Raw genomic sequence first — 19,219 nt, 5'->3', positions numbered from 1 at the left:
TCGGTGCGATCCGTTGGTAGTCGGCCGGACCGGCCACCGATGCGTGGCCTAGGCTGCCCGTTCAGCGGTGGCCGGCGCCTCGCCGCGCTTGGCCTGCAGCAGTTGTTGACGCTTGTCATCCTTGGCCCAGGTGTGCGAACCGGGCTTGCGTGCCTCGTCCGCCAGCTGCTTGACGGTGCGCTCGCAAACGAACTCCTTGAGCTTCGCACCAGGGCGGCCGCCGAGGTAGAACCCCTTCGCGATGTCGTTCTTGTGGGCGAATTGGAAGATACCGGCACGACGACCCAGGCTGATGCACTGGCCGGCGAACCCCAGGTTGATGGGCGCGGGTTGCTCACCCGCGATCCGGCTGAGCACCGTGTCGGCGGCGTGCGCGCCCAGCGGACCGGCGGCCTGGCAGCTCATCCGCAGCGGCAGGTCCGACGGTGCCGCCGAATCCCCGGCCGCGACGATGCGTACGTCGTCCACGCTCGTCAAGGTCTCGTCGGTGAGCAGGCGGCCCAAGGCGTCGGTGCTCAGCCCGCTGCGCGCGGCCAGGTCCGGCACGCCGAATCCGGCGGTCCAGATGGTCACCTTGCTCGGCAGATCGCGGCCGTCACCGAGCTGCACGGCATCGCCAGTGACAGCCGTCACCTTCGCGTCGGGGCCTTCGAGCACGGTCACACCGAGTTCGGCCAGCCGCTTGGCAACCGAGCGCCGACCCCGCGGGTGCAAGTACGGGCCGAGCACCTCGCCGCAGACCAGGGTCACGGTGCGGCCCAGCTCCGCCAGCTCGGCGGCGGTCTCGATACCTGTCGGACCGGCTCCGACAACCGTCACCGCGGCCGTTGCAGGCGCGGCGTCGACGACCGGCCGCAGCCGCTGCGCCGCCTCCAGGGTGGCGATCGGGTAGGCGAACTCGGCCGCTCCGGGCACCCGCGGGTCGGCGCTACCACTGCCCACTGCGTAAACCAGATGGTCGTAGCCGACCGTGCCGCCGGTCGCCAACATCACACTGCGCTCGGCCGCGTCGATCCGGGTCACGGTGTCGACCACCAGCCGGACGCCGTCGGCCAGGATCTCTCGGTAGTCGACGACCGCGTCGTGGGACCCGCCCACCAGCTGGTGCAGGCGGAGCCGCTCGACGAAGGTCCGGCGCGGGTTGATCAGTGTCACTGTCACCTCGTCGCGCTGCGTCAGGCGATTGGCCGCCATGACGCCGGCGTAGCCGCCGCCGATCACGGCCACATCGGTGTTCTCAGCCATGGTGTCTCCTGCGTTTCTAGGGGTTCGGCCTCAAGACACCGCGTGATCGATCTGACCGCCAGCTGGCACAGAAGATCCGTGGCGGGAGGTTGCTACGTGCCCGCGAGAGCGGGTTCGCGGTCGGACTTGCCCGCCGGCGGCTCGGCATCGTCGTGATGCTTGAACAGCTTGCTGGGCCACCACATCCATCGGCCCACATCCAGGGTCAGCGCGGTGACCAGCACCGAGCGGACGATCATGGTGTCCAGCAGCACGCCGAACGCCACCGCGAACCCGAGCTGGGCCGCGAACACCAGGGGCAGCGAGGCCAGCGCCGCGAAGGTACCGGCCAGGACCAGACCCGCCGAGGTGATCACACCGCCGGTGGCGGACAGACCGACCAGCGCGCCGCGCCGGGTGCCGTGCGCCATCGCCTCTTCGCGCACCCGGGTGACCAGGAAGATGTTGTAGTCGATGCCCAGGGCGACCAGGAACACGAACACCAGGAGCGGGAAGTTCGCGTCCGCCCCGGCGAAGTCGAACACGTGGTTGAACACCAGGCTGCTCACGCCAAGGGCCGCTCCGAACGACAGCACCACCGTCGCCATGAGCAGCAGTGGTGCGACGATCGCCCGCAACAGCAGCGCGAGGATGAGGAACACTATGATCAGTACGACGGGGATGATCACCTTGGAGTCGCGGGCGGCCGACTGCTGTATGTCGAGTGAGATCGCCGTGCTGCCGCCGAGCTGGGCATCCGCACCCTCGATCTTGTGGACCGCCGTTCTGGCCTGCTCAACGGTGCGCATCGCGGCCTTGCTGCCGGGAGCGTCGTTGAGCGTCCCGAAAACGATGGCCTCACCATCCTTGCTCATCGGCGCCGCGACGTCGGCGATCCCTGGGACGCCGGACAGCACGGTCTTAACCTGCTCCGCCGAGGCAGCCTTGGCCACGACGTAGATGGGGTCACCGGACCCGGCCGGGAAGTGCCTGGCCTGGATCTCCTCGCCGACGACCGCCTGCGGCTCGCCGGTGAACTGGCTCTTGCTCGGGAGCCCATCGGCCTTGAGCCCCATCACCCCGATCGCCATGACACCGAGGACGAGCGCGGTGCCGACCCACACGATCCGCGGCCGGCCGGCGATGGCGGTGCCGACCCGCGTCCAGATGCTGTCCTTGGCCGTCCCGGCCGAGCCGTACGACGGCTTCATCGGCCAGAAGATCCAGCGGCCGCAGATGACCAGCAGGGCCGGCATCAGGGTGACCATGGCGAGCAGCCCGACGAGGATGCCGACGGCGCAGGCCGGCCCGAGCCCTTTGGTGGAGTTGAGAGTGGCCAGCAGCAGCATCATCAGGCTGACCGCGACGGTGGCGGCGCTGGCGATGATCGCGGGACTGGAGCGGTACAGGGCCTCCGCCATCGCCTCGTGCCGGTCCTCGTGCCGCCGCAACTCCTCCCGGTACCGCGAGGTGAGCAGTAGTGCGTAGTCGGTGGCGGCGCCGAACACCAGTACGGTCAAAATGAAGCTGGTCTGCGTGTTGACGGTGAGCCCGGCGTTCTTCGCCAGCAGGTAGATCACCGCTTCCGACATGACCAGGGCGCCGCCCGCGGTCAGCAGTGGCAGCAGTGGCAGCAACGGGCTGCGGTAAGTGAACAGCAGGATGACGACCACCACCAACGCGGTGATCGCCCCCAGGGCGCCTCCTCCGCCGAAGCTCTTTATCGAGTCGGATGCGTAACCGGCCGGTCCGGTGACGTGGAACCCGAGACCGTTGGCGTTCTGTTCGCCGACCTTGTGCATCGCGTCGACGACCTTGGCGGCCGCGGCCCAGCCCTCACTACCGTCGTCAACCTGAACCACGGTCTGGATGGCCTTGCCGTCCTGGGCCTTCAACGGGCCCTGTGGCTGCCCCACGACGCCTTTGATGCCCTTGAAGGCTTCGGCGTCGGCTTGGGCCTTGGTCATGTCGGCAGGGGCGATGCCCTCGGGCCGGTCGTAGATCACGATCGCGGGCAGGGTCTCGGCGGGCTGGAACTTCTTGGCTTGGTCGACGACCTTGGTCGCCTCCGCGTTGCTGGGCAGCCAGGCCGAATTGTCGTTCTTCTCAACGTCGCCGAGCTTGCCGGCCAGCATGAAGGCCGGGATCAGCAGGGCGATCCAGAGGGCCAAGATGACCCATTTCGCCACCCTGCCACTGGGCAAGGAGGTCGCTTTTCGCAACATGGGGATTCCTCATTGTTCAGTCGACGTGGGAAAGTTACGCGCTGTTCAGGCAGCCATGGCGGAGCCGCTCGACGAAGGTCCGGCGCGGGTTGATCAGTGTCACTGTCACCTCGTCGCGCTGCGTCAGGCGATTGGCCGCCATGACGCCGGCGTATCCGCCGCCGATCACGACCACATCGGTGTTCTCAGCCATGGTGTCTCCTGCGTTTCTAGGGGTTCGGCCTCAAGACACCGCGTGATCGATCGTTGTGACAGCGTGTGAGGCAGATCACTCCACAGGCGTGGGCTCGGTATACGGAGTCCTCACGGTCGGAGCTGATGCTCCGGGGATGCGCGCCACCCGGGGGTCGAACAAACCCCTTCAGGGCAGGTCACTGTTGCCGCCAAGGTTGGCGACGATGCGGCGCAGGACGTTGATCGTCGTCACGAAGTCGGCGACTCGCGTGTCGGCACCTGCGATCCGGCCAGGCGTAGGCTCAACCGCCGGCGCGCCGCCGCTTCGCGAGGAGTTCGTCCGTCCACAGCGGACGATGAAGGGAAAAGGAGAGTACCCACTCCTTTCCATTTTCAACGTATAGCGCACTGGGGGGCTTGCGGCAAGACCCGGGTCGTGCCGCAGAATCGTCGGCCGAGGCCAGAACCTGCGGAAACGGGGGTCGCGAAGTGCGTGTGTTGTTGTCGACGTTTTACGAACCTCAGATCGGAGCTGATGACGTGAACCCCCTGACCACCAGCGCGTTCGACCTTCCCGACCACCTCTCCCCCAAGGCCGACGCGACGCTGATCGCCGGCGACGAGCAGCACTTCGCGGCCATCGCGGAGAGCCTCGAACAGTCGATCGCCGACCTGTCCGACCGCATTGATGCCGAGCGCAAGGCGCCCGGCGGCATAGGCCAGGAGGCGATGGACCGGGACATGGAGATCCACCGGCTGACCGCTCGCCTGCGCGCCCTGCGTCGCTTCGGTTTGGACCTGTGCCTCGGCCACATCGTCAGCGCAGACGACCCCGAGCCCGTGTACGTCGGACGACTTGGCCTCACGGACAGCGCGGGTCGTCGGCTGCTGCTCGACTGGCGCTCCCCCGCGGCTGAGCCGTTCTTCGGAGCGACCCACGCCAACCCGATGGGTCTGGCAAGCCGCCGCAGGTATCGCTGGACCCGCGGCCGGATCAGCGACTACTGGGACGAAGTGTTCACCTCGGACGGGTTTGAAGGGCACGCCGCGCTCGACGACCAGTCCGCCTTCATCGCCAGCCTGGGCGGCCACCGGTCGACCCGGATGCGAGATGTGCTCGGCACCATCCAGGCCGACCAGGACGCCATCATCCGCGCGGGATCCCGCGGCGCTCTCGTCGTCGACGGCGGTCCGGGTACGGGGAAGACCGTCGTCGCTCTGCACCGCTCCGCCTACCTCCTCTACTCCGACCCTCGCCTCGGTCACCGCCGGGGCGGCGTGCTGTTCGTCGGTCCGCACCAGCCCTACCTGGGCTACGTCGCCGACGTCCTCCCCAGCCTCGGAGAGGAGGGCGTGCAGACCTGCACCCTGCGGGACCTCGTCGCCGAGGGAGCCGCAGCAGCGATCGAGACCGACCCGAACGTGGCCCTCCTGAAGTCGTCCGCGAACCTGGTGAAGGCGATCGAGACGGCCGCCAGGTTCTACGAGAAGCCGCCCACCAAGGGGATGACGGTCACGACCGACTCGACCGACATCTGGCTGAGCGCCGACGATTGGGCCGAGGCGTTCGAAGCACCAGATCCCGGTACTCCGCACAACGAGGCGCGCGACCAGATCTTGGAGGAGCTGCTCACGATCCTGATGGACAAGCACGACGGCGACGCCCCGGCTGACCTGCTCCGCAAGGCGCTGCTGCAGAACAGGGAGCTGCTCATGACCCTCAACAGGGCGTGGCCGCTGCTCGAAGCGGCTGACCTCGTCGGAGACCTGTGGTCGGTACCCGCCTACCTTCGGTTGTGCGCTCCCTGGCTCAGTCCCGATGACGTTCAGCAGCTGCAGCGCGAGGACGCCCAGGCCTGGACGGTATCCGACCTGCCGCTCCTGGACGCCGCACGGCAGCGGCTCGGCGACCCGGAGGCGTCACGACGCAAGCGTAGGCATGAGGCCGCTCTCGCCGCACAGCGCGAGCGCATGGCGCAGGTCGTCGACAACCTGATCGAGGCCGCAGCCGACTCCGGCGCCGACGGTGACGACGGCGAAGGCCTGGTGACGATGCTGCGCGGACAGGATGCACAGGTCAGCCTGGTCGACGAGTCCGAGCTGTCCACCATCGCCCCGGACCTGCTCGCCGGCCCCTTCGCGCACATCGTCGTGGACGAGGCCCAGGAACTCACCGACGCCGAGTGGCAGATGTTGCTGCTCCGCTGCCCGTCCCGGAGCTTCACCATCGTCGGGGACCGTGCCCAGGCCAGGCACGGGTTCACGGAGTCGTGGCAGGAACGGCTCGAGCGGATCGGGCTCGACCGGATCAACCTGGCCTCCCTGAGCATCAACTACCGGACGCCGGAAGAGGTCATGGCGGAAGCCGAGCCGGTCATCCGGGCCGTGCTCCCGGACGCCAACGTGCCGACCTCCATCCGCAGCGGCGGCGTCCCCGTCGTACACGGATCCGCTTCGGATCTGGGCTCGATCCTCGACACCTGGCTCGCCGCGCATGCCGACGGGATCGCCTGCGTCATCGGCACTGGTGACATCGAAGCTGGCACGTTCCGGGCGACGTCCCGCGTCCGGTCGCTGACCCCGGAGCTGTCGAAGGGGCTCGAGTTCGACCTGGTCGTCCTCATCGATCCAGAGGCGTTCGGCAAGGGCATCGAAGGAGCGGTCGACCGCTATGTCGCGATGACCCGAGCGACCCAGCGACTCGTCATCCTCACGAGCTCACCTCACGCCGGTCCTGATCGGTGATCTCCAACTCCGACGACCCGGCCTTGCCCGGGCCGGTGAGCTGAGGGGCAGAACCAGGGAGAGCAGCAGGCGGGCCTTGCCCTCAGCATGAGCAGTGGTCGGGGGCTATCTGAGCAGGCGGGCACCGAGAGTGACTCCGTTGCTGGGGCTCGACCGTGTCATCTGTCCCAGTCCTGTGATGCGGCTAACTGCTCGCCTTCAGCCCGACGACGTGCACTCCGGCGGGGTTGAGCACGGTGACGAGTACCTCGCCGTCGGGTGTCACCGATGACTTCGATGCCATGCGGAAATCGCCCACCGTGAGGTTCGCATCGCTTCCGGCGGGTTCTGTGGTGATCAATCGGCCGTGTGGGTCGAGGTGCACCAGCGTGCCGTGGTCGTTGCGGTTCGTGACTTTGTGGAGCATGTAGCCACCGTCGTCGCGGCGTCCTTTGAGTGTCGCGTCTTCGCATTCGGGTGGGGTGTTCACCCACACCCGGCCTTCCTCGTACAGCACCACACCATTGTCGCTGCCTTGGTCGTCGCGGACGAGCATCGCGGCACCGTGCCGCTGGGATGCCGCGATGCCGTCGATGTCCAGGAGCCAGTCGATGTGGCCGGCCGACGTCATCCGGCCGAGACAATCACCTCCGATCGCGGTCTTCCCGTACAGTCGGCCGTCCGCGTCCAGCCCGATCAACCCGCTCATGACCACACGGTTGTTGTCGATGTCTTCGATCACCGACTCGGTACCGGTCTGGGGATCGAGGATCACCCAGGAGTCGCGAGTGTCGTCCCAACGCGTGAAGATGACGCGCCCGTCGGGATACATGTGGGAGATGCAGCCCTCGCGGCGGGCCACCACGTGGCCCGATCTGTCGTCGACTCGCGTCAGGAAGACATCTCCCATGGTCGGGGCATGGTCGGGTGCGTCCGTGCAGGTGAGAAAGACCCGTCCCTGGGTGTCGGCGAGGAGCTGCGAATGGTATTGGGCTGCCACGCGTTTCATCGTCCAGGCCGTCGTCCCGTCCGGACGCACTGCGCGCACTGCGAACCGGTCCTTGATCTGCTCGAGCACGATCGCGTGACCGTCGGTGTCCATGACCGCGTCCCAGATCAGGCCGTCCGTCGCGATGTCGACGCGCACGGCGGGCGAGGACAACCGGATCAGCCGCACGCGGCCAACGAAACGGGCCCACAGTGGACCAGGCGCAAGCAGCAAGGGCGTGCCGTCAGGAAGAGACCGTACTCTCACGTTCGCCCGCACGGAGGCGCTCGGATCGGAGTAGCCGCCCGTCGGGAGCGGCGGAATGATGAGCTCGGGAACGCCCTCGGTCGCGTCCCACGGCACGAACGCACGGAGCCGGACAACCGTGTCACCGATCACCATGAGCCACTCCGAATCCAGCCCAAATCGCTCAGCTGATACTAACGATCTTCAGCAGCGCGCTGGGCGGGACCGGGTCGGGGAGATGCGTTGGAGTGCTCCCCGGCGATCCGGCGTGGTGCAGCGGTGATGACGGTGTCAAGGATGCTGCGCGACGCTTCCAACTCCTGGATCGCGGTGGTGATCCGTTTCCGTTCCTGCTGCAGTTGGGCGACCAGGTTCGGGCAGGTGGGCACCAGGCGGTCGTCGTCGGCGCGGACGCAGGGGAGGACCTGGGCGATAAGGGCGGTGGGGAGCCCGGCGGCCAGCAGGCAGCGGATACGGCGCACCGTTTCCACGTTCGCCTCGCTGTAGACGCGGTAGCCGCTTGGTAGCCGCTGTGGCTTGAGTAGTCCTTGTTGCTCGTAGTACCGCAGCATTCGTTCGTGGACTCCGGTGCGCCGGACCATCTCCTTCATGCGCATGTGGCCTGCCTCTCACCGGACCGACTTGACTCTGACACTGATGTCGGAGTTTAGCGTGGTCTGCATGATCACTGAGCGCGCACTTCCCCAGCCTCGTTTCGACGTCCTCGTGCAGGGCAAGGGCCCCGCGCTCCTGCTCGCCCACGGTGCCGGCGGTGGGATCCAAGGCAACTTCGGCCTAGTCCTTGATGACCTGTCACGTGACCACACCGTCATCGGCCCGCATTACCCGGGAGCGGGCGGCACGCCCGTCGCCACCGAACCGCTGCAGCTCGACGAACTGGCCGACCAGCTGGTGGCCTCCGCGGTCGCGGAGGGGCACGACTCGTTCACCGTCCTCGGTGAGTCGCTGGGCACCACCGTGGCGGTCCGGGCCGCCACCCGGCACCCCGAGCGGGTCACGGCACTCGTGCTCACCGCCGGGTTCGCCGCCGCCGACCCGGTCCTGGCACTGGCCGCCCAGCTCATCCAGACCCTGGCCAGCGCAAACGAGTGGAGCGCCGTGGCACGTCTCGCCTGCCTGTCGTGCCTGTCACCGACGCACCTGGCGGAGATCTCCCCGGCGGACCTCGAGGCCATGGTGGCGCAAACCCAGGCGGGGATGCCGCCGGGAACGGTGGACCACTTCGATCTGGTGTCCCGGGCGGACGTCCGCGGCGACCTCGCGTCCGTGACCGTGCCCACCCTCGTCGTGGCGCCGACCGGTGACCGTCTGGTCCTCCCCGACAGCTCGCGCCGCTTGGCCGCCGGGATCGCGGGAGCAAAGCTCGTCGACCTGCCCGGCGCAGCCCACATCCTGAGCGAGGCCGACCGGGCGATCTGGCTGCGGCTCGTCCGCGAGTTCCTCGGCACCCTCCCCCAGCGGTCGGCGTGACCGCTCCGCCCGGCACCAAGCAGGCCGGCGCGCCCGTCGCATCCTCCGCGCGGCGGCGCGCCGGCCTGGCCGTGCTCGCGATCACCACGTTCGTCGTGGTCACGACCGAGATGCTCCCGGTCGGACTGCTGTCGCTGATCGGCGACGACCTGGGCGTCGCGCAGTCACGGGTCGGACTGCTGGTCACCGTCTACGCCTTCACCGTGGGGCTGACGGCGGCTCCACTCACGGCGTGGACGTCACGGTGGCCGCGCAAGCGACTCTTCGCGATGGTGTGCGCGGTGTTCGCCCTTGGCACGGTGCTGTCCGGGCTCTCGGTGAACTACCCGATGCTGGTCGCGGCACGTTTCCTGTGCGGCACCGCGCACGGGGTGTTCTGGTCGATCGTCGCCGGATACGCCGCGTCGCTCGCCGATCCCGGACGCACCGGGCGCGCGACATCCATCGTCTTCGCAGGAAACTCGGCAGCCCTCGTCCTGGGCATGCCCTTGGGCACCGCACTGGGCGCGGCCGCCGAGCAGCCCACATCCTGACCCTGTGCCACGGCGGTACTTTCACCGCAGGCCGAGGAGAAGGTCCAGAACATCGTTTTGGAGTGGTTCGCATGCCGGCGGTTCGTGGCGGGCCCGGCCGCCGATGCCCGTAGATCCAAGGTGCGGAACCTCCGGCGAGAACGCCGACCATGATCCGGAATCGCTGAGGCGAGCGGTATCCGTCTAATAAGGTGCGTAACGCCCACGCTTCCCTGCACCAGGAGTCACGCCCGATGTCAAAAGCCGAGCCCCTGGGCCCCGACGATCCGTCCGTCGTGGGTCCCTACCGGCTGTCCGGCCGGCTGGGCATGGGGGGCCAGGGGGTGGTCTACCTCGGGCACGGTGTCGACGGGACACCCGTCGCAGTGAAGGTACTCCGTCAGGAGCTCGCCGCCGACATCCGCGTCCGCGAACGCTTCACCAAGGAGCTCGCCGCCGCCGCCCGCGTGGACCCGTTCTGCATCGCCCAGGTCCTCGACGCCTCTTTGGACGGCCAACGCCCCTACATCGTCACCGAGTACATTCAGGGCCCCTCGCTCCAGCAGGCCGGGCCACGCAAGGGCGCGGCCCTGCAGCGACTCGCCGTCGCCACCGCGACGGCCTTGGCGGCGATCCACGAGGCGGGCGTCGTACACCGCGACTTCAAGCCCTCCAACGTCCTGCTCGGTCCCGACGGCCCCCGCGTCATCGACTTCGGCATCGCCCGCGACACCGAGTCACCCCTCACCCTGACCAACAGCATCATCGGCACCCCGGCCTACATGGCCCCCGAACAGTTCGCCGGGCAGTCCGTCGGCCCTCCGGCCGACGTCTTCGCCTGGGGCGCGGTCATCTCCTACGCCGCCGCCGGGAAGCCCCCCTTCGGCACGGACACCTTTCCCGCCATCATGAACCGCGTCCTGAACGGCGAACCCGACCTCGGCGAACTCCCCGAACCGCTGCGATCCACCGTGCAAGCATGCCTGGCCAAGGAACCCGGCCATCGCCCTCCCATGCAGGCCGTACTCCTGCGACTACTCGGCGCCCAGCCACGACCAACCGGCCCCCAGACGGCACCCACCGGGCCACCACCCGTGTCGACCAGCCCACCACCGGCACCCACCGGCACTCAGCCGCCCTCGTACAGTCCCGGTCCCGTACAGGCCGGCTCCCCGCAGGGGCCCACCGGCATCCCGCACGCGGCTCCGGCCGGCCCTCCCCCGATGCCCGCAGGCGCCCAGACGCCCGCCGGCCCTCAGATGGGGCTCAACGGCGGTGGGACGGCTGGGCGCAGGAAGCGGCGCCCCGCCGTCCTGTTCGGGGCGGGGGCGGCGGGCGCGCTGGCAGTGGCCGTTGCCGTTGCCGTTGCCGCGGTCATCTGGGGCGGGCTCGATACGTCCGGCGCCACCGTGGACAATCGCGACGGCTCGAGCAATTCGGAGAGCAATGCTCAAGGGCTCGGCCCTGGCGCTCCGGCTCAGCCCGGGACTGACGCAAGTGCCGGACCATCCGGCCGGCCATCCCCCTCCGCCTCCCCCGGCCCGAACACCAGAGGAGGTCGCGGCGCCTCCGGCACACCCCGTGACAGCTCCGGCCCCGGAGGCGGAGATGGCGGTGGAGGCGGGGGCGGTACCGCGCCCAGGCCCACGAATCCGAGCGGATCGAGCGCACCGAGCGGACCGAGCGCGCGGATCTCGTACTTTACGGTGGGGTCGGCGGGCACGTGCTATGCCAAAGGCCAATCCTTCCCCTTCAGGTACAGCATCGTGGGGAGCAAGAATCCGACCCCGATCGAATTCAGCATCTACTTCGACGGTCGCCTGGGCGCAGGCCATCCGATCAACACTGTCGGGGAACCGGATTTCACCATTTCCACCGACCGAAGTGAGAGCACAGCGGGCACGCACACCTACCGGATGGTGCTGCGCAGCCCCACCCACCAAGAGAAGACCGTCACCGTCAAGGTCTGCTGACCCGACCTCAGCGGTCGAGGCGGGGAGCAGCGGCCTCATGCACGGCGATCATCCGAAGGGATCACCGTCTCAGCCTGATGCGACTCGTTACACCGAGTAGGACAGGAATCGACCGACGAAGCCGCCGCGCCGAACTGCGAAGGCCTCATCGGCGCGCGAGACGGTCGCCTCGGATCCGCAGAGCCATTGTGCGCACAGCGATGAGCAGGGTCACGGCCGGGGTCCACAGGAGCATCACCGATCCGGCTGCGGTGAGCCAGAAGCGGCCGGTGAGCGGCCCGGTCGTCAGGCCGTCTGCGGTCCAGCCGAGAACGGTGAGCAGGACGGGGAGGGTGAAGCCGAAGTACCAGCCGGCCGTCGCGACGAGCCCGGCCAGCCAGACCCATCGAAACCATCGGCCGGCTTGGACATCGCGTGGTGCGGCGGCGGCCAGTTCGGCCGAATGTGCTGGAGAGAGCCGGCCGAGGGCTTTTCTGAGCAGCAGTGACTTCACCCGCCACAGGTTGCGGCAGCCGGTGGCGGTGACCAGCACCGCATAGATGTCGGTACGCAGGAAGACCAGGAACTGCCAGGTGATGGTGACGACTTTGACGAACACCACGGCGGCCAACAGGCCCGCGAGCGTCGACGGCATGGACCACGCGGAGGCGGTCAGTTCGGCGGCGAGCAACGCCGCCAGAACAACCGAGTCGATGGCGAGCCCGGCGAGCAGGGGGCCGAAGCGGCTGCGCCTGGGCAACGCCCACAGTTGGCTGAGGTCGGTCTCGAAGACGACGAAGTACAGCCGCAGGTCCACCCCGAACCTGGCCTGTACGCCTGCGGCGCGGGCGGCCAGCCAGTGCCAGCACTCGTGCAGCGCGGTTCCGAGCATGGCGATCGGATACAGCACCAGCGCGCTCAGGCCGATGCTGTCCAGGAAGAACACGTCTCCGGGGCGTGGCCACAAGTCCGGGCGGAAGGCGAAGCACCCGATACAGAACAAGAAAGACGCCGCATAGAACACCCATGCGATCCGGCCGAAGAAGGGCCGAGCCAGACTTTGCGAGACGCCCCGGAACCAGCCGCGCTGCTGAATCGGAGCCGTGCGTCCCGGTGACCTGATGGCCGCGTCATCCTGTTCGACGAACCCGAGCTTCCGCAGTTTTTCCACGAAGGCCGACAGATCGACGGGCTGACCGGCGTACCGCTCCGCCTCGGCGGACGCCTCACCGAGTGTCGCTCCCCGCCCGAACGCGCGTACGACCACCCCTCCGACCGGGGGAACTGCTACGAAGACACCGGTCTCGGCATCACCGACGAGAACATCGTCACCGTCGTCGACAACGCTCAACGGGCGCAGTCGAATCGTCGTGCGTTCGTCGATCACAACACGCCACCTCGAAAGAATGCAATCTTATTGGTGCGTGACGGCGGGCCACCCTCCTGACGAAGGATGGCCCGCTCATCGCATCGACCCGTCTCAGATGGGCATATATATGGTCGCTTTGATGTCTTCGACCTCGCGCACTTCGATGTCCATGAACTCGCCCTCCCCATCGACGGATACATGCTCGCGTGGCATCTTCTCGCCATGACGAGCGCAACAGAGATCCTCCACACGCACCCAGCTCAGCTGGGGATACAGATGGTCGCCTTGAGAGGCTCGACCTCGCGCACTTCGATATCCATGAACTCGCCCTCCCCTCAGCAAGCCACATGCACGCACGGCGCCTTACTCGCCACCGCGAGCGCAACGAATATCACCCATACCCGCTCATCTCAATAGGGCATGCAGACGTATGAATCGCCTCGGCTAAATCATGATGCACCCTGTGGCCTTGATGTCTTCGACTTCGCGCACTTCGATGTCCATTTGAGCTGACCTCCTAACGGCAGAGATGTCACAGAAGGCTCTTCCTGGACACGGGATACTAACCAAGCACGACGAAGTGATCAAGGGGTTGCGGTCTTGGTGCCTACTCTGCATAGGATGCTGAAGAACGAGATAAGGGAAGTCAGAGCGAGGAGATTCTCGCTGTGATTTCTTCCATATCGAGACGATTACCCTCGCCCGGCTGTACTGCTTCGCGGGCGGTATTTGAGCGAGCCATGCTCGAAAGTCTCCCCACCTGGAAGTTCATCGACTACGCGGAGATGCGGGCGGAACTGAGCCGCATCGAGCGCACGTCCGGCTCGCCCGAGGCGAAGCGGCTGCGCAAGACCATCACGCCGGTGGCCGTACCCAAGATCAACCCGGACGGCACCGAACTCGACCGCCGCGGCCCACAACATCACGCGGCAGGGCTACATCCCCGCCCGGTACCCGCACGCCCCGACCCGTGACCTTCCCGGGCAGGCACGGTGCTCGTTCGCCCTCAACGGCACCGGGACGGTCCTGTTCGAGGTACGCGAACAGACCCAGAGCATGGGCCACTACCAGTCGGAACGCTTCGTCGCCGCGGTGACCGCCGGCCTCATGGGAATGCTCGACGGGCTGCCGACCGGCAAGGTGCACAAGATCGACCCCGACTCGTTCGAGCAGCTGCCCGGCACGCTCAACGACGCCGCGGTTCGGGTCATTAGTGATCAAGCATTGACTGATCACCAAACCGGATTCACTCTTGGCACAACTGATCGATCAGCCGTCCTGTCCCTCCTCAATCTCTCCGTTCACCCCCGTACCAACAGGAGACTGGATGCTGCCGCGGCGGACCGCCCGCACGCTGGCGGCCGTGTTGACCACTGTCGTACTCGTCGGCGTGCCCCTGCACGCCGACGCGTTCGGCACGGCCCCCACGGTCGCGCGTGTGACGCATAGCAAGAATGTTCCAGCGCCCAAGGACTACTTCGGCTTCGCCATGGGGACGACCGGCAGGCTCGCCGGATTCGACAAGATCAAGAGCTATTTCCGGCTGATCGCCGACAGATCCGACCGGGTCACCTACCAGGTCGCCGACACCACCACGATGGGGAACGAGTACCCGGTTCTCTTCGTGAGCTCACCGAAGAACCTGCGCAACCTCAACCAGATCGTGCAGGACAACCGGCGGCTGGCCGATCCACGTGGGATCAACGAGCAGGAGGCGCGCTGGCTCGCGAGCCGGAGCAAGCCGATCTACATGATCGAAGGCACCCTGCACTCCACCGAGGTCGGCAACACCCAGGCGCTCGTGGACATCGTGCACCGCTTCGCCACCGAGACCTCCGGCTACACCGAGACCGTGCTCGACAACGTGGTCCTCATGGTGATCCCGTCGGCGAACCCGGACGGCCAGCACCTGGTCGTCGACCACTTCAACAAGACCGACGGTACGGGGTACAACCGGGTGTATCCGGACCTCTACCACAAGTACGCCGGGCACGATAACAACCGCGACTGGTTCATGTTCACGCAGCGCGAGACCCGTACCCGGGTCCGGCTCGAGCAGACGTACCGGCCGGTCGTCGCACACCTCATGCACCAAGCGGGTACCGGCAACCCGCGGCTGTGGACCCCGCCGTACGACGAACCGCTGGGCAACGGCATCGATCCCATCGCCATGCAGGCGGCCAACACCCAGGGGCAACAGGCCGCCCACGCGCTGACCGCCGAGGGCAAGAAGGGCGTCGGGTCCGACGACGCCTACGGCATCTTCTGGAACGCCGACGTCATGGGGTATCTGTCCTTCCTCGGCACGTCACCGTTCCTCACCGAGATCGCCGCCGCAAGGGACCTCGCCCTCCCGTTCACCAGCTCCGACGGCAAGCCGCTGGGGTCGCAGAACAAGACGATGCGCATGCTCGAGCCGTACGACAAGCCGACCTGGACGCTCGAGCAGATCGTGGCGTACGGCAAGACCGCCGCCTACGCGGGGATCGAGAACGTCGCCAACAAGCCCGACTTCTGGCTCTACAACAACCTCTACCAGGTCAACCGCAACGGCGTGAAGCTGCCGGAGATCTCACCGGACGTGCCGTACGCCTACGTCGTCCCGGCCGGTCAGCGCGACCCCTACGCGGTGCTCGAGATTATGAAGATCTTCGAGTTCGGGCGGGTCGAGATCGACCAGGCCACGGCGGCCTTCACCGCCGGGGGCGAGAACTACCCGGCGGGGACCTACGTACTCAGGACCCAGCAGCCGCTGGGCCGGTGGATCGACCAGCTCCTCAAGGTCGACAAGTATCCCGAGGCGGCGCGCAAGTGCGCGGCGTGCCCGCTGATCATGCCGTACAGCGAGACCACCGACAATCTCGGCCTCCTGCTCGGCGTGGACGTCGACGCGGTGGACACGTCGTTCACCGCCCAGCTGCAGCGGGTCCAGCGCATCGCACCGCAACCCGCCGCGATGCCCGCGGCTCCGCGCGGCGCGTACCTCGTCGCTCCGGAGTCGTACGGTGTCGCGCACGTGCTGTCCCGGCTGCAGAAGGCGAACGTGCCGATCCTGCGCGCGGCCGAGGAGTTCACGGCGGCGGGCAGGACATTCGCGCCGGGCACCGTCGTGGTCCCGCCGTCGGCGGGGGCACGCCAGGTGCTCCAGGAGGTCTCGTCCTCGACCGGCCTGCCCGTGTACGGCGTCGACACTCCGCCCAAGGTGGACGGTTTCCAGCTCAAGCCCGGCACGCGCGTCGGCCTCATCCGCGGGGCGAACAACATGCCCGGCGGCTGGATGACGTGGATGCTCGACCAGTACGGCATCAACTACAAGGTCGTCGGTGCCGACGACTACACGGACCTGGACGGCAAGTACGACACGATCGTGCTGGCCGACGGTGTCTCCAGGAACACCATCGTCAACGGCCTCGACCCCGCGAAGAATCCACCGGAGTTCGCCTGGGCCCGCGGAGTGGGCGACAAGGGCTGGGCCGCGCTCGCCGACTTCGTCTCCGGCGGGGGCAACCTGGTCGCGATCGGCAGCTCGTCCGAGACGGCCCGCCAGCTCCTGGACCTGCCGATCGAGAACGCCGCCCCTTCGGATCGGGACAAGTTCAACGCCCCTGGCGCGCTGCTGCGGGCGTCGTACCGGCCGGAGGTCCCCGCCGCCTGGGGCATGCCGAAGAACTGGCCGGTGTGGTTCGGCAACGACGCCGCCTACCGGGTTCGGGGCGAGGCGGACATCGCGTCCACCTACCCTGACGGCGACCTCCTCGCCAGCGGGTACGCGCACGGCACCGAGGCGCTGGGCGGCCTGGCGAACATCGCGACCTTCGATGTGGGCAAGGGCCACGCCACCATCGCGGCAAGCGAGATCACCTTCCGCAGCTGGCCGAGGGCGACCTGGCCGATCGTCATCAACTCGATCTACCACGGCCCGTCCGAGCCGGTGTCGGCCCGGTAGGCCTTCCGCCGACCGATCGTCGACCGATTCCGCTGACGGCACTGAGACCGCGAGCGCGGTCGGTCAGGACGTGTCCTGGCCGACCGCGTTCGCGGCGAGTTCGGAGGCCACGGCGCCTCGGCCATCCTCGCTCCCCTGGCTCCCCTAGCTCCCCTAGCTCCCGCGGTGATGCTCCCGCGGTGATGCTCCCGCGGTGATGCTCCCGCGGTGGCCGTACGCCGCCGCGGGTCGCCCCGCACGCCCCAGCCGCGTGTACGGGTATGTCGCGGCGCTCACCGAGAGCCGTGGCCCGGCAGGACGCGCGCCGCGAGCCACCCCACCGCACCGGCGATGACGCCGACGAGGACACCGGTGAGCACGCTGCTGCCGAACGCGAAGGTCCGCACGACCAGCGACTCGACGGCCGGTGACAGCTCGCCTTCGAGGTTCCCGCCCAGCCGAGGCGGGTCCTCCCCGAACGCCTCGTTCCACAGGATCTGATGCGTGACGGCCAGCAGGGCACCGTACACCAGGCCCACAGCGAGCAGGGTCGCGAACGGGTTGGGCAGACGCCGCCACAACACGACGGCGATCCAGATGACGACCGGGCCGAACACCAAGACGGCGTTCACTCCACCGCCCACCAGATCAAGGTCGTGGGCGACCACCCGGGGAACGCCGAGCGCCGCCAGCGCCACGATCACCGGGAGCGGCATCCCCAGCGACCGCCGCAACGCACCGGGGCCCTTCTTTACTTCCTGCCGCATGCAGGCCACCTCATTTTCGGGAATCGCCGGAACACCTCGTAACGCTAGGCCACCACGGACGAAGGCCACGTCCACCTGCAGTAGCGATCCGCCTGAACCCGCGGATGTATTCCCGGCAGCCCCGGATACCCCTGCGGTTGCCACCCGTCCGGCACGGCGAGGCGGTTCCGCGGCGATGTCCGGCACAGAGCAAGCGGCAGGAACGGTGGCACCGGAACCACATCTCCGGACAGTTCGTGGAGGAGGCGGATCAGCGATCAAGGAGGATGTATGAGAGAGAACGTGACGAAGAAGCTGCTGGGCCTCGCCTGCTCGCTCACGGTCGGCGCCGGCCTGCTCGTGGGCACCGCGGGCCCGGCCACGGCGGCCACCTGCTCCGGTACTCACCTGAGGAACTGGGGGATCACCGGCGGGTACATCGCGGTCTACTACAACTCCGCCACGCGCCGGAACTGCGCGATGACCTTTACGAACAAGCCCGGAACGTACCAGTACATGTACGTCGCCATCTCGGGGCCCAACGGATCCGACAAGGACGACGGCAAGTTCCAGTACTACGCCGGACCGGTGGAAACGTATGCGCCGGGTGCGTGCATCTCCCTCTGGGGGCAGGTCGGCCACACCAACCCCACTGAGGGAATCATCGACGTGCACTGCGGCTGAGGTCGCTCTCGGACTCTGATTCTCAGCGGGGACCGCCCGGCCTCCGGCGCGCCGGAGGCCGGGCGACGACGTCGAGCAGGTCGTGGAGAGTGTGAGCCGGACCGTACTGCGGCCAGGGTTGATCGCTCCGGACCGGCAGCTACACGGTCGAAAGTGGCACAGAGAAGCCTTAATTCCGACACCCGTGACAGCAGACCCCAATGGGGAACATATATCTAAGTTTGCGGTGTATCCCCAAAAGTTGAGCTAAATACGCCTCACGGCCGACCGGGTTCTGGTGTACTGGTCGCTCAGTACCTGCGGAGAGCGTCTCCGGTCGCTCTGAGCTCGTCGCCAACGCCATATGGAAGACCGCTGCGCTGACATATTCCTGGCAAGGCAGCTCCACTGAACGCGGATCAATGTCGGCACTTGGCGCCACAGTCGGCGACTTCCAGTGCGGAGAAGCAGGAGAGCTCACCGAGAACGGCTGAGGCCTGCTCGTCGTCGAGCAATTTGCGCGACAAGCCGACCTGACGAATGGCTCGGGATCGGAACGGTTCCCGCAGGAAGGCCGACACGGCTCGATTCGGCACGCCCCAAGGAGGTCTTGATGTTTCTCATCCTTTGCCCGATGTGCGGAAAGGGACACTACGGAACATGCATGCCCGGCGCCCGAGGAAACTCCTAGCTGAATAGGTGGTACCAGCGGAACCGGCCGCCCGGGAATCGAATGTGCGTTACTGCGCGCTTCCCGTGCGGGCGATCAGCTGAGCAAGAGAAAGTGCAACTCCCGGCCATTGGCGGGAACCCAGGAAAGACCAAGGCCCCGGCCCGCTAGAGCATAAAAGTGGGCCGGGGGCCTATCCCCGGAAAATGCGCCACTCCGGCACTCGCGGTGCCCTCTTCGACCGGCGCGCATCGAGCCCGCGGAACATGTCGGCACCGGGCCCGCGGAACATGTCGGCACCGGACGGGCG

General features: G+C 67.5%; 14 protein-coding genes. 7 read left to right on the top strand and 7 right to left on the bottom strand.

What is annotated here, in order from left to right:
- Positions 1-48 precede the first annotated feature (48 nt).
- The 3 genes from HKK74_RS25265 to HKK74_RS25255 form a co-directional block, all read right to left on the bottom strand.
- The gene (locus HKK74_RS25265) at positions 49-1,245 is read right to left on the bottom strand and encodes an NAD(P)/FAD-dependent oxidoreductase (protein ID WP_187245830.1); all 1,197 of its coding nucleotides are present in this window, start codon (positions 1,243-1,245) and stop codon (positions 49-51) included.
- A gap of 92 nt (positions 1,246-1,337) precedes the next feature.
- On the bottom strand, positions 1,338-3,449 hold the full coding sequence (locus tag HKK74_RS25260) for an MMPL family transporter (protein WP_187245829.1): 2,112 nt from the start codon (positions 3,447-3,449) through the stop codon (positions 1,338-1,340).
- Between the two features lie 34 nt (positions 3,450-3,483).
- Entirely contained in the window at positions 3,484-3,642 is a 159-nt protein-coding gene (locus tag HKK74_RS25255) for an FAD-dependent oxidoreductase (RefSeq protein WP_222722717.1), read from the bottom strand.
- Positions 3,643-4,163: 521 nt separating this feature from the next.
- Between HKK74_RS25255 and helR the strand changes: the two genes are divergently transcribed.
- Entirely contained in the window at positions 4,164-6,368 is a 2,205-nt protein-coding gene (gene helR / locus HKK74_RS25250) for an RNA polymerase recycling motor ATPase HelR (RefSeq protein WP_187245828.1), read from the top strand.
- A 184-nt stretch (positions 6,369-6,552) separates the two neighbouring features.
- Here helR and HKK74_RS25245 read toward each other — a convergent pair whose 3' ends face one another.
- Together HKK74_RS25245 and HKK74_RS25240 are read right to left on the bottom strand one after the other, a co-directional pair.
- Entirely contained in the window at positions 6,553-7,737 is a 1,185-nt protein-coding gene (locus HKK74_RS25245) for a hypothetical protein (protein WP_187245827.1), read from the bottom strand.
- Between the two features lie 38 nt (positions 7,738-7,775).
- Entirely contained in the window at positions 7,776-8,198 is a 423-nt protein-coding gene (locus tag HKK74_RS25240; protein WP_187245826.1) for a MerR family transcriptional regulator, read from the bottom strand.
- A 64-nt stretch (positions 8,199-8,262) separates the two neighbouring features.
- Between HKK74_RS25240 and HKK74_RS25235 the strand changes: the two genes are divergently transcribed.
- The 3 genes from HKK74_RS25235 (at position 8,263) to HKK74_RS39265 (ending at position 11,557) form a co-directional block, all read left to right on the top strand.
- The gene (locus HKK74_RS25235) at positions 8,263-9,072 is read left to right on the top strand and encodes an alpha/beta fold hydrolase (protein ID WP_187245825.1); all 810 of its coding nucleotides are present in this window, start codon (positions 8,263-8,265) and stop codon (positions 9,070-9,072) included.
- Positions 9,069-9,605 (top strand): MFS transporter, encoded by a 537-nt coding sequence (locus HKK74_RS25230; RefSeq protein WP_222722716.1) that lies wholly within the window; start codon positions 9,069-9,071, stop codon positions 9,603-9,605. The genes HKK74_RS25235 and HKK74_RS25230 overlap by 4 nt, the downstream gene beginning before the upstream one ends.
- Positions 9,606-9,796: 191 nt before the next feature.
- Positions 9,797-11,557 (top strand): serine/threonine protein kinase, encoded by a 1,761-nt coding sequence (locus HKK74_RS39265; RefSeq protein WP_344397893.1) that lies wholly within the window; start codon positions 9,797-9,799, stop codon positions 11,555-11,557.
- Between the two features lie 145 nt (positions 11,558-11,702).
- On the opposite strand, the gene HKK74_RS25220 is transcribed toward HKK74_RS39265, so the two are convergent.
- On the bottom strand, positions 11,703-12,923 hold the full coding sequence (locus HKK74_RS25220; protein WP_187245824.1) for a hypothetical protein: 1,221 nt from the start codon (positions 12,921-12,923) through the stop codon (positions 11,703-11,705).
- A 722-nt stretch (positions 12,924-13,645) separates the two neighbouring features.
- Here HKK74_RS25220 and HKK74_RS25215 point away from each other — a divergent pair.
- Both HKK74_RS25215 and HKK74_RS25210 read left to right on the top strand, forming a co-directional pair.
- Positions 13,646-13,879: a hypothetical protein gene (locus tag HKK74_RS25215; RefSeq protein WP_187245823.1), complete on the top strand. Its 234-nt coding sequence runs from the start codon at positions 13,646-13,648 to the stop codon at positions 13,877-13,879.
- 353 nt (positions 13,880-14,232) lie between these two features.
- Positions 14,233-16,851 (top strand): M14 family zinc carboxypeptidase, encoded by a 2,619-nt coding sequence (locus HKK74_RS25210; RefSeq protein WP_187245822.1) that lies wholly within the window; start codon positions 14,233-14,235, stop codon positions 16,849-16,851.
- A gap of 272 nt (positions 16,852-17,123) precedes the next feature.
- Here the strand turns inward: HKK74_RS25210 and HKK74_RS25205 are convergent, their stop codons facing one another.
- Positions 17,124-17,597, bottom strand: a complete 474-nt coding sequence (locus tag HKK74_RS25205) for a hypothetical protein (RefSeq protein WP_187245821.1) — start codon at positions 17,595-17,597, stop codon at positions 17,124-17,126.
- Positions 17,598-17,867: 270 nt separating this feature from the next.
- On the opposite strand from HKK74_RS25205, the gene HKK74_RS25200 reads away from it, so the two are divergent.
- On the top strand, positions 17,868-18,260 hold the full coding sequence (locus tag HKK74_RS25200) for a hypothetical protein (protein ID WP_187245820.1): 393 nt from the start codon (positions 17,868-17,870) through the stop codon (positions 18,258-18,260).
- Positions 18,261-19,219 lie beyond the last annotated feature (959 nt).

This window comes from Actinomadura alba (genome assembly GCF_014323705.1).
Lineage (GTDB): Bacteria > Actinomycetota > Actinomycetes > Streptosporangiales > Streptosporangiaceae > Actinomadura_C > Actinomadura_C alba.
This window is presented reverse-complemented; position numbering and strand designations above follow the sequence as displayed.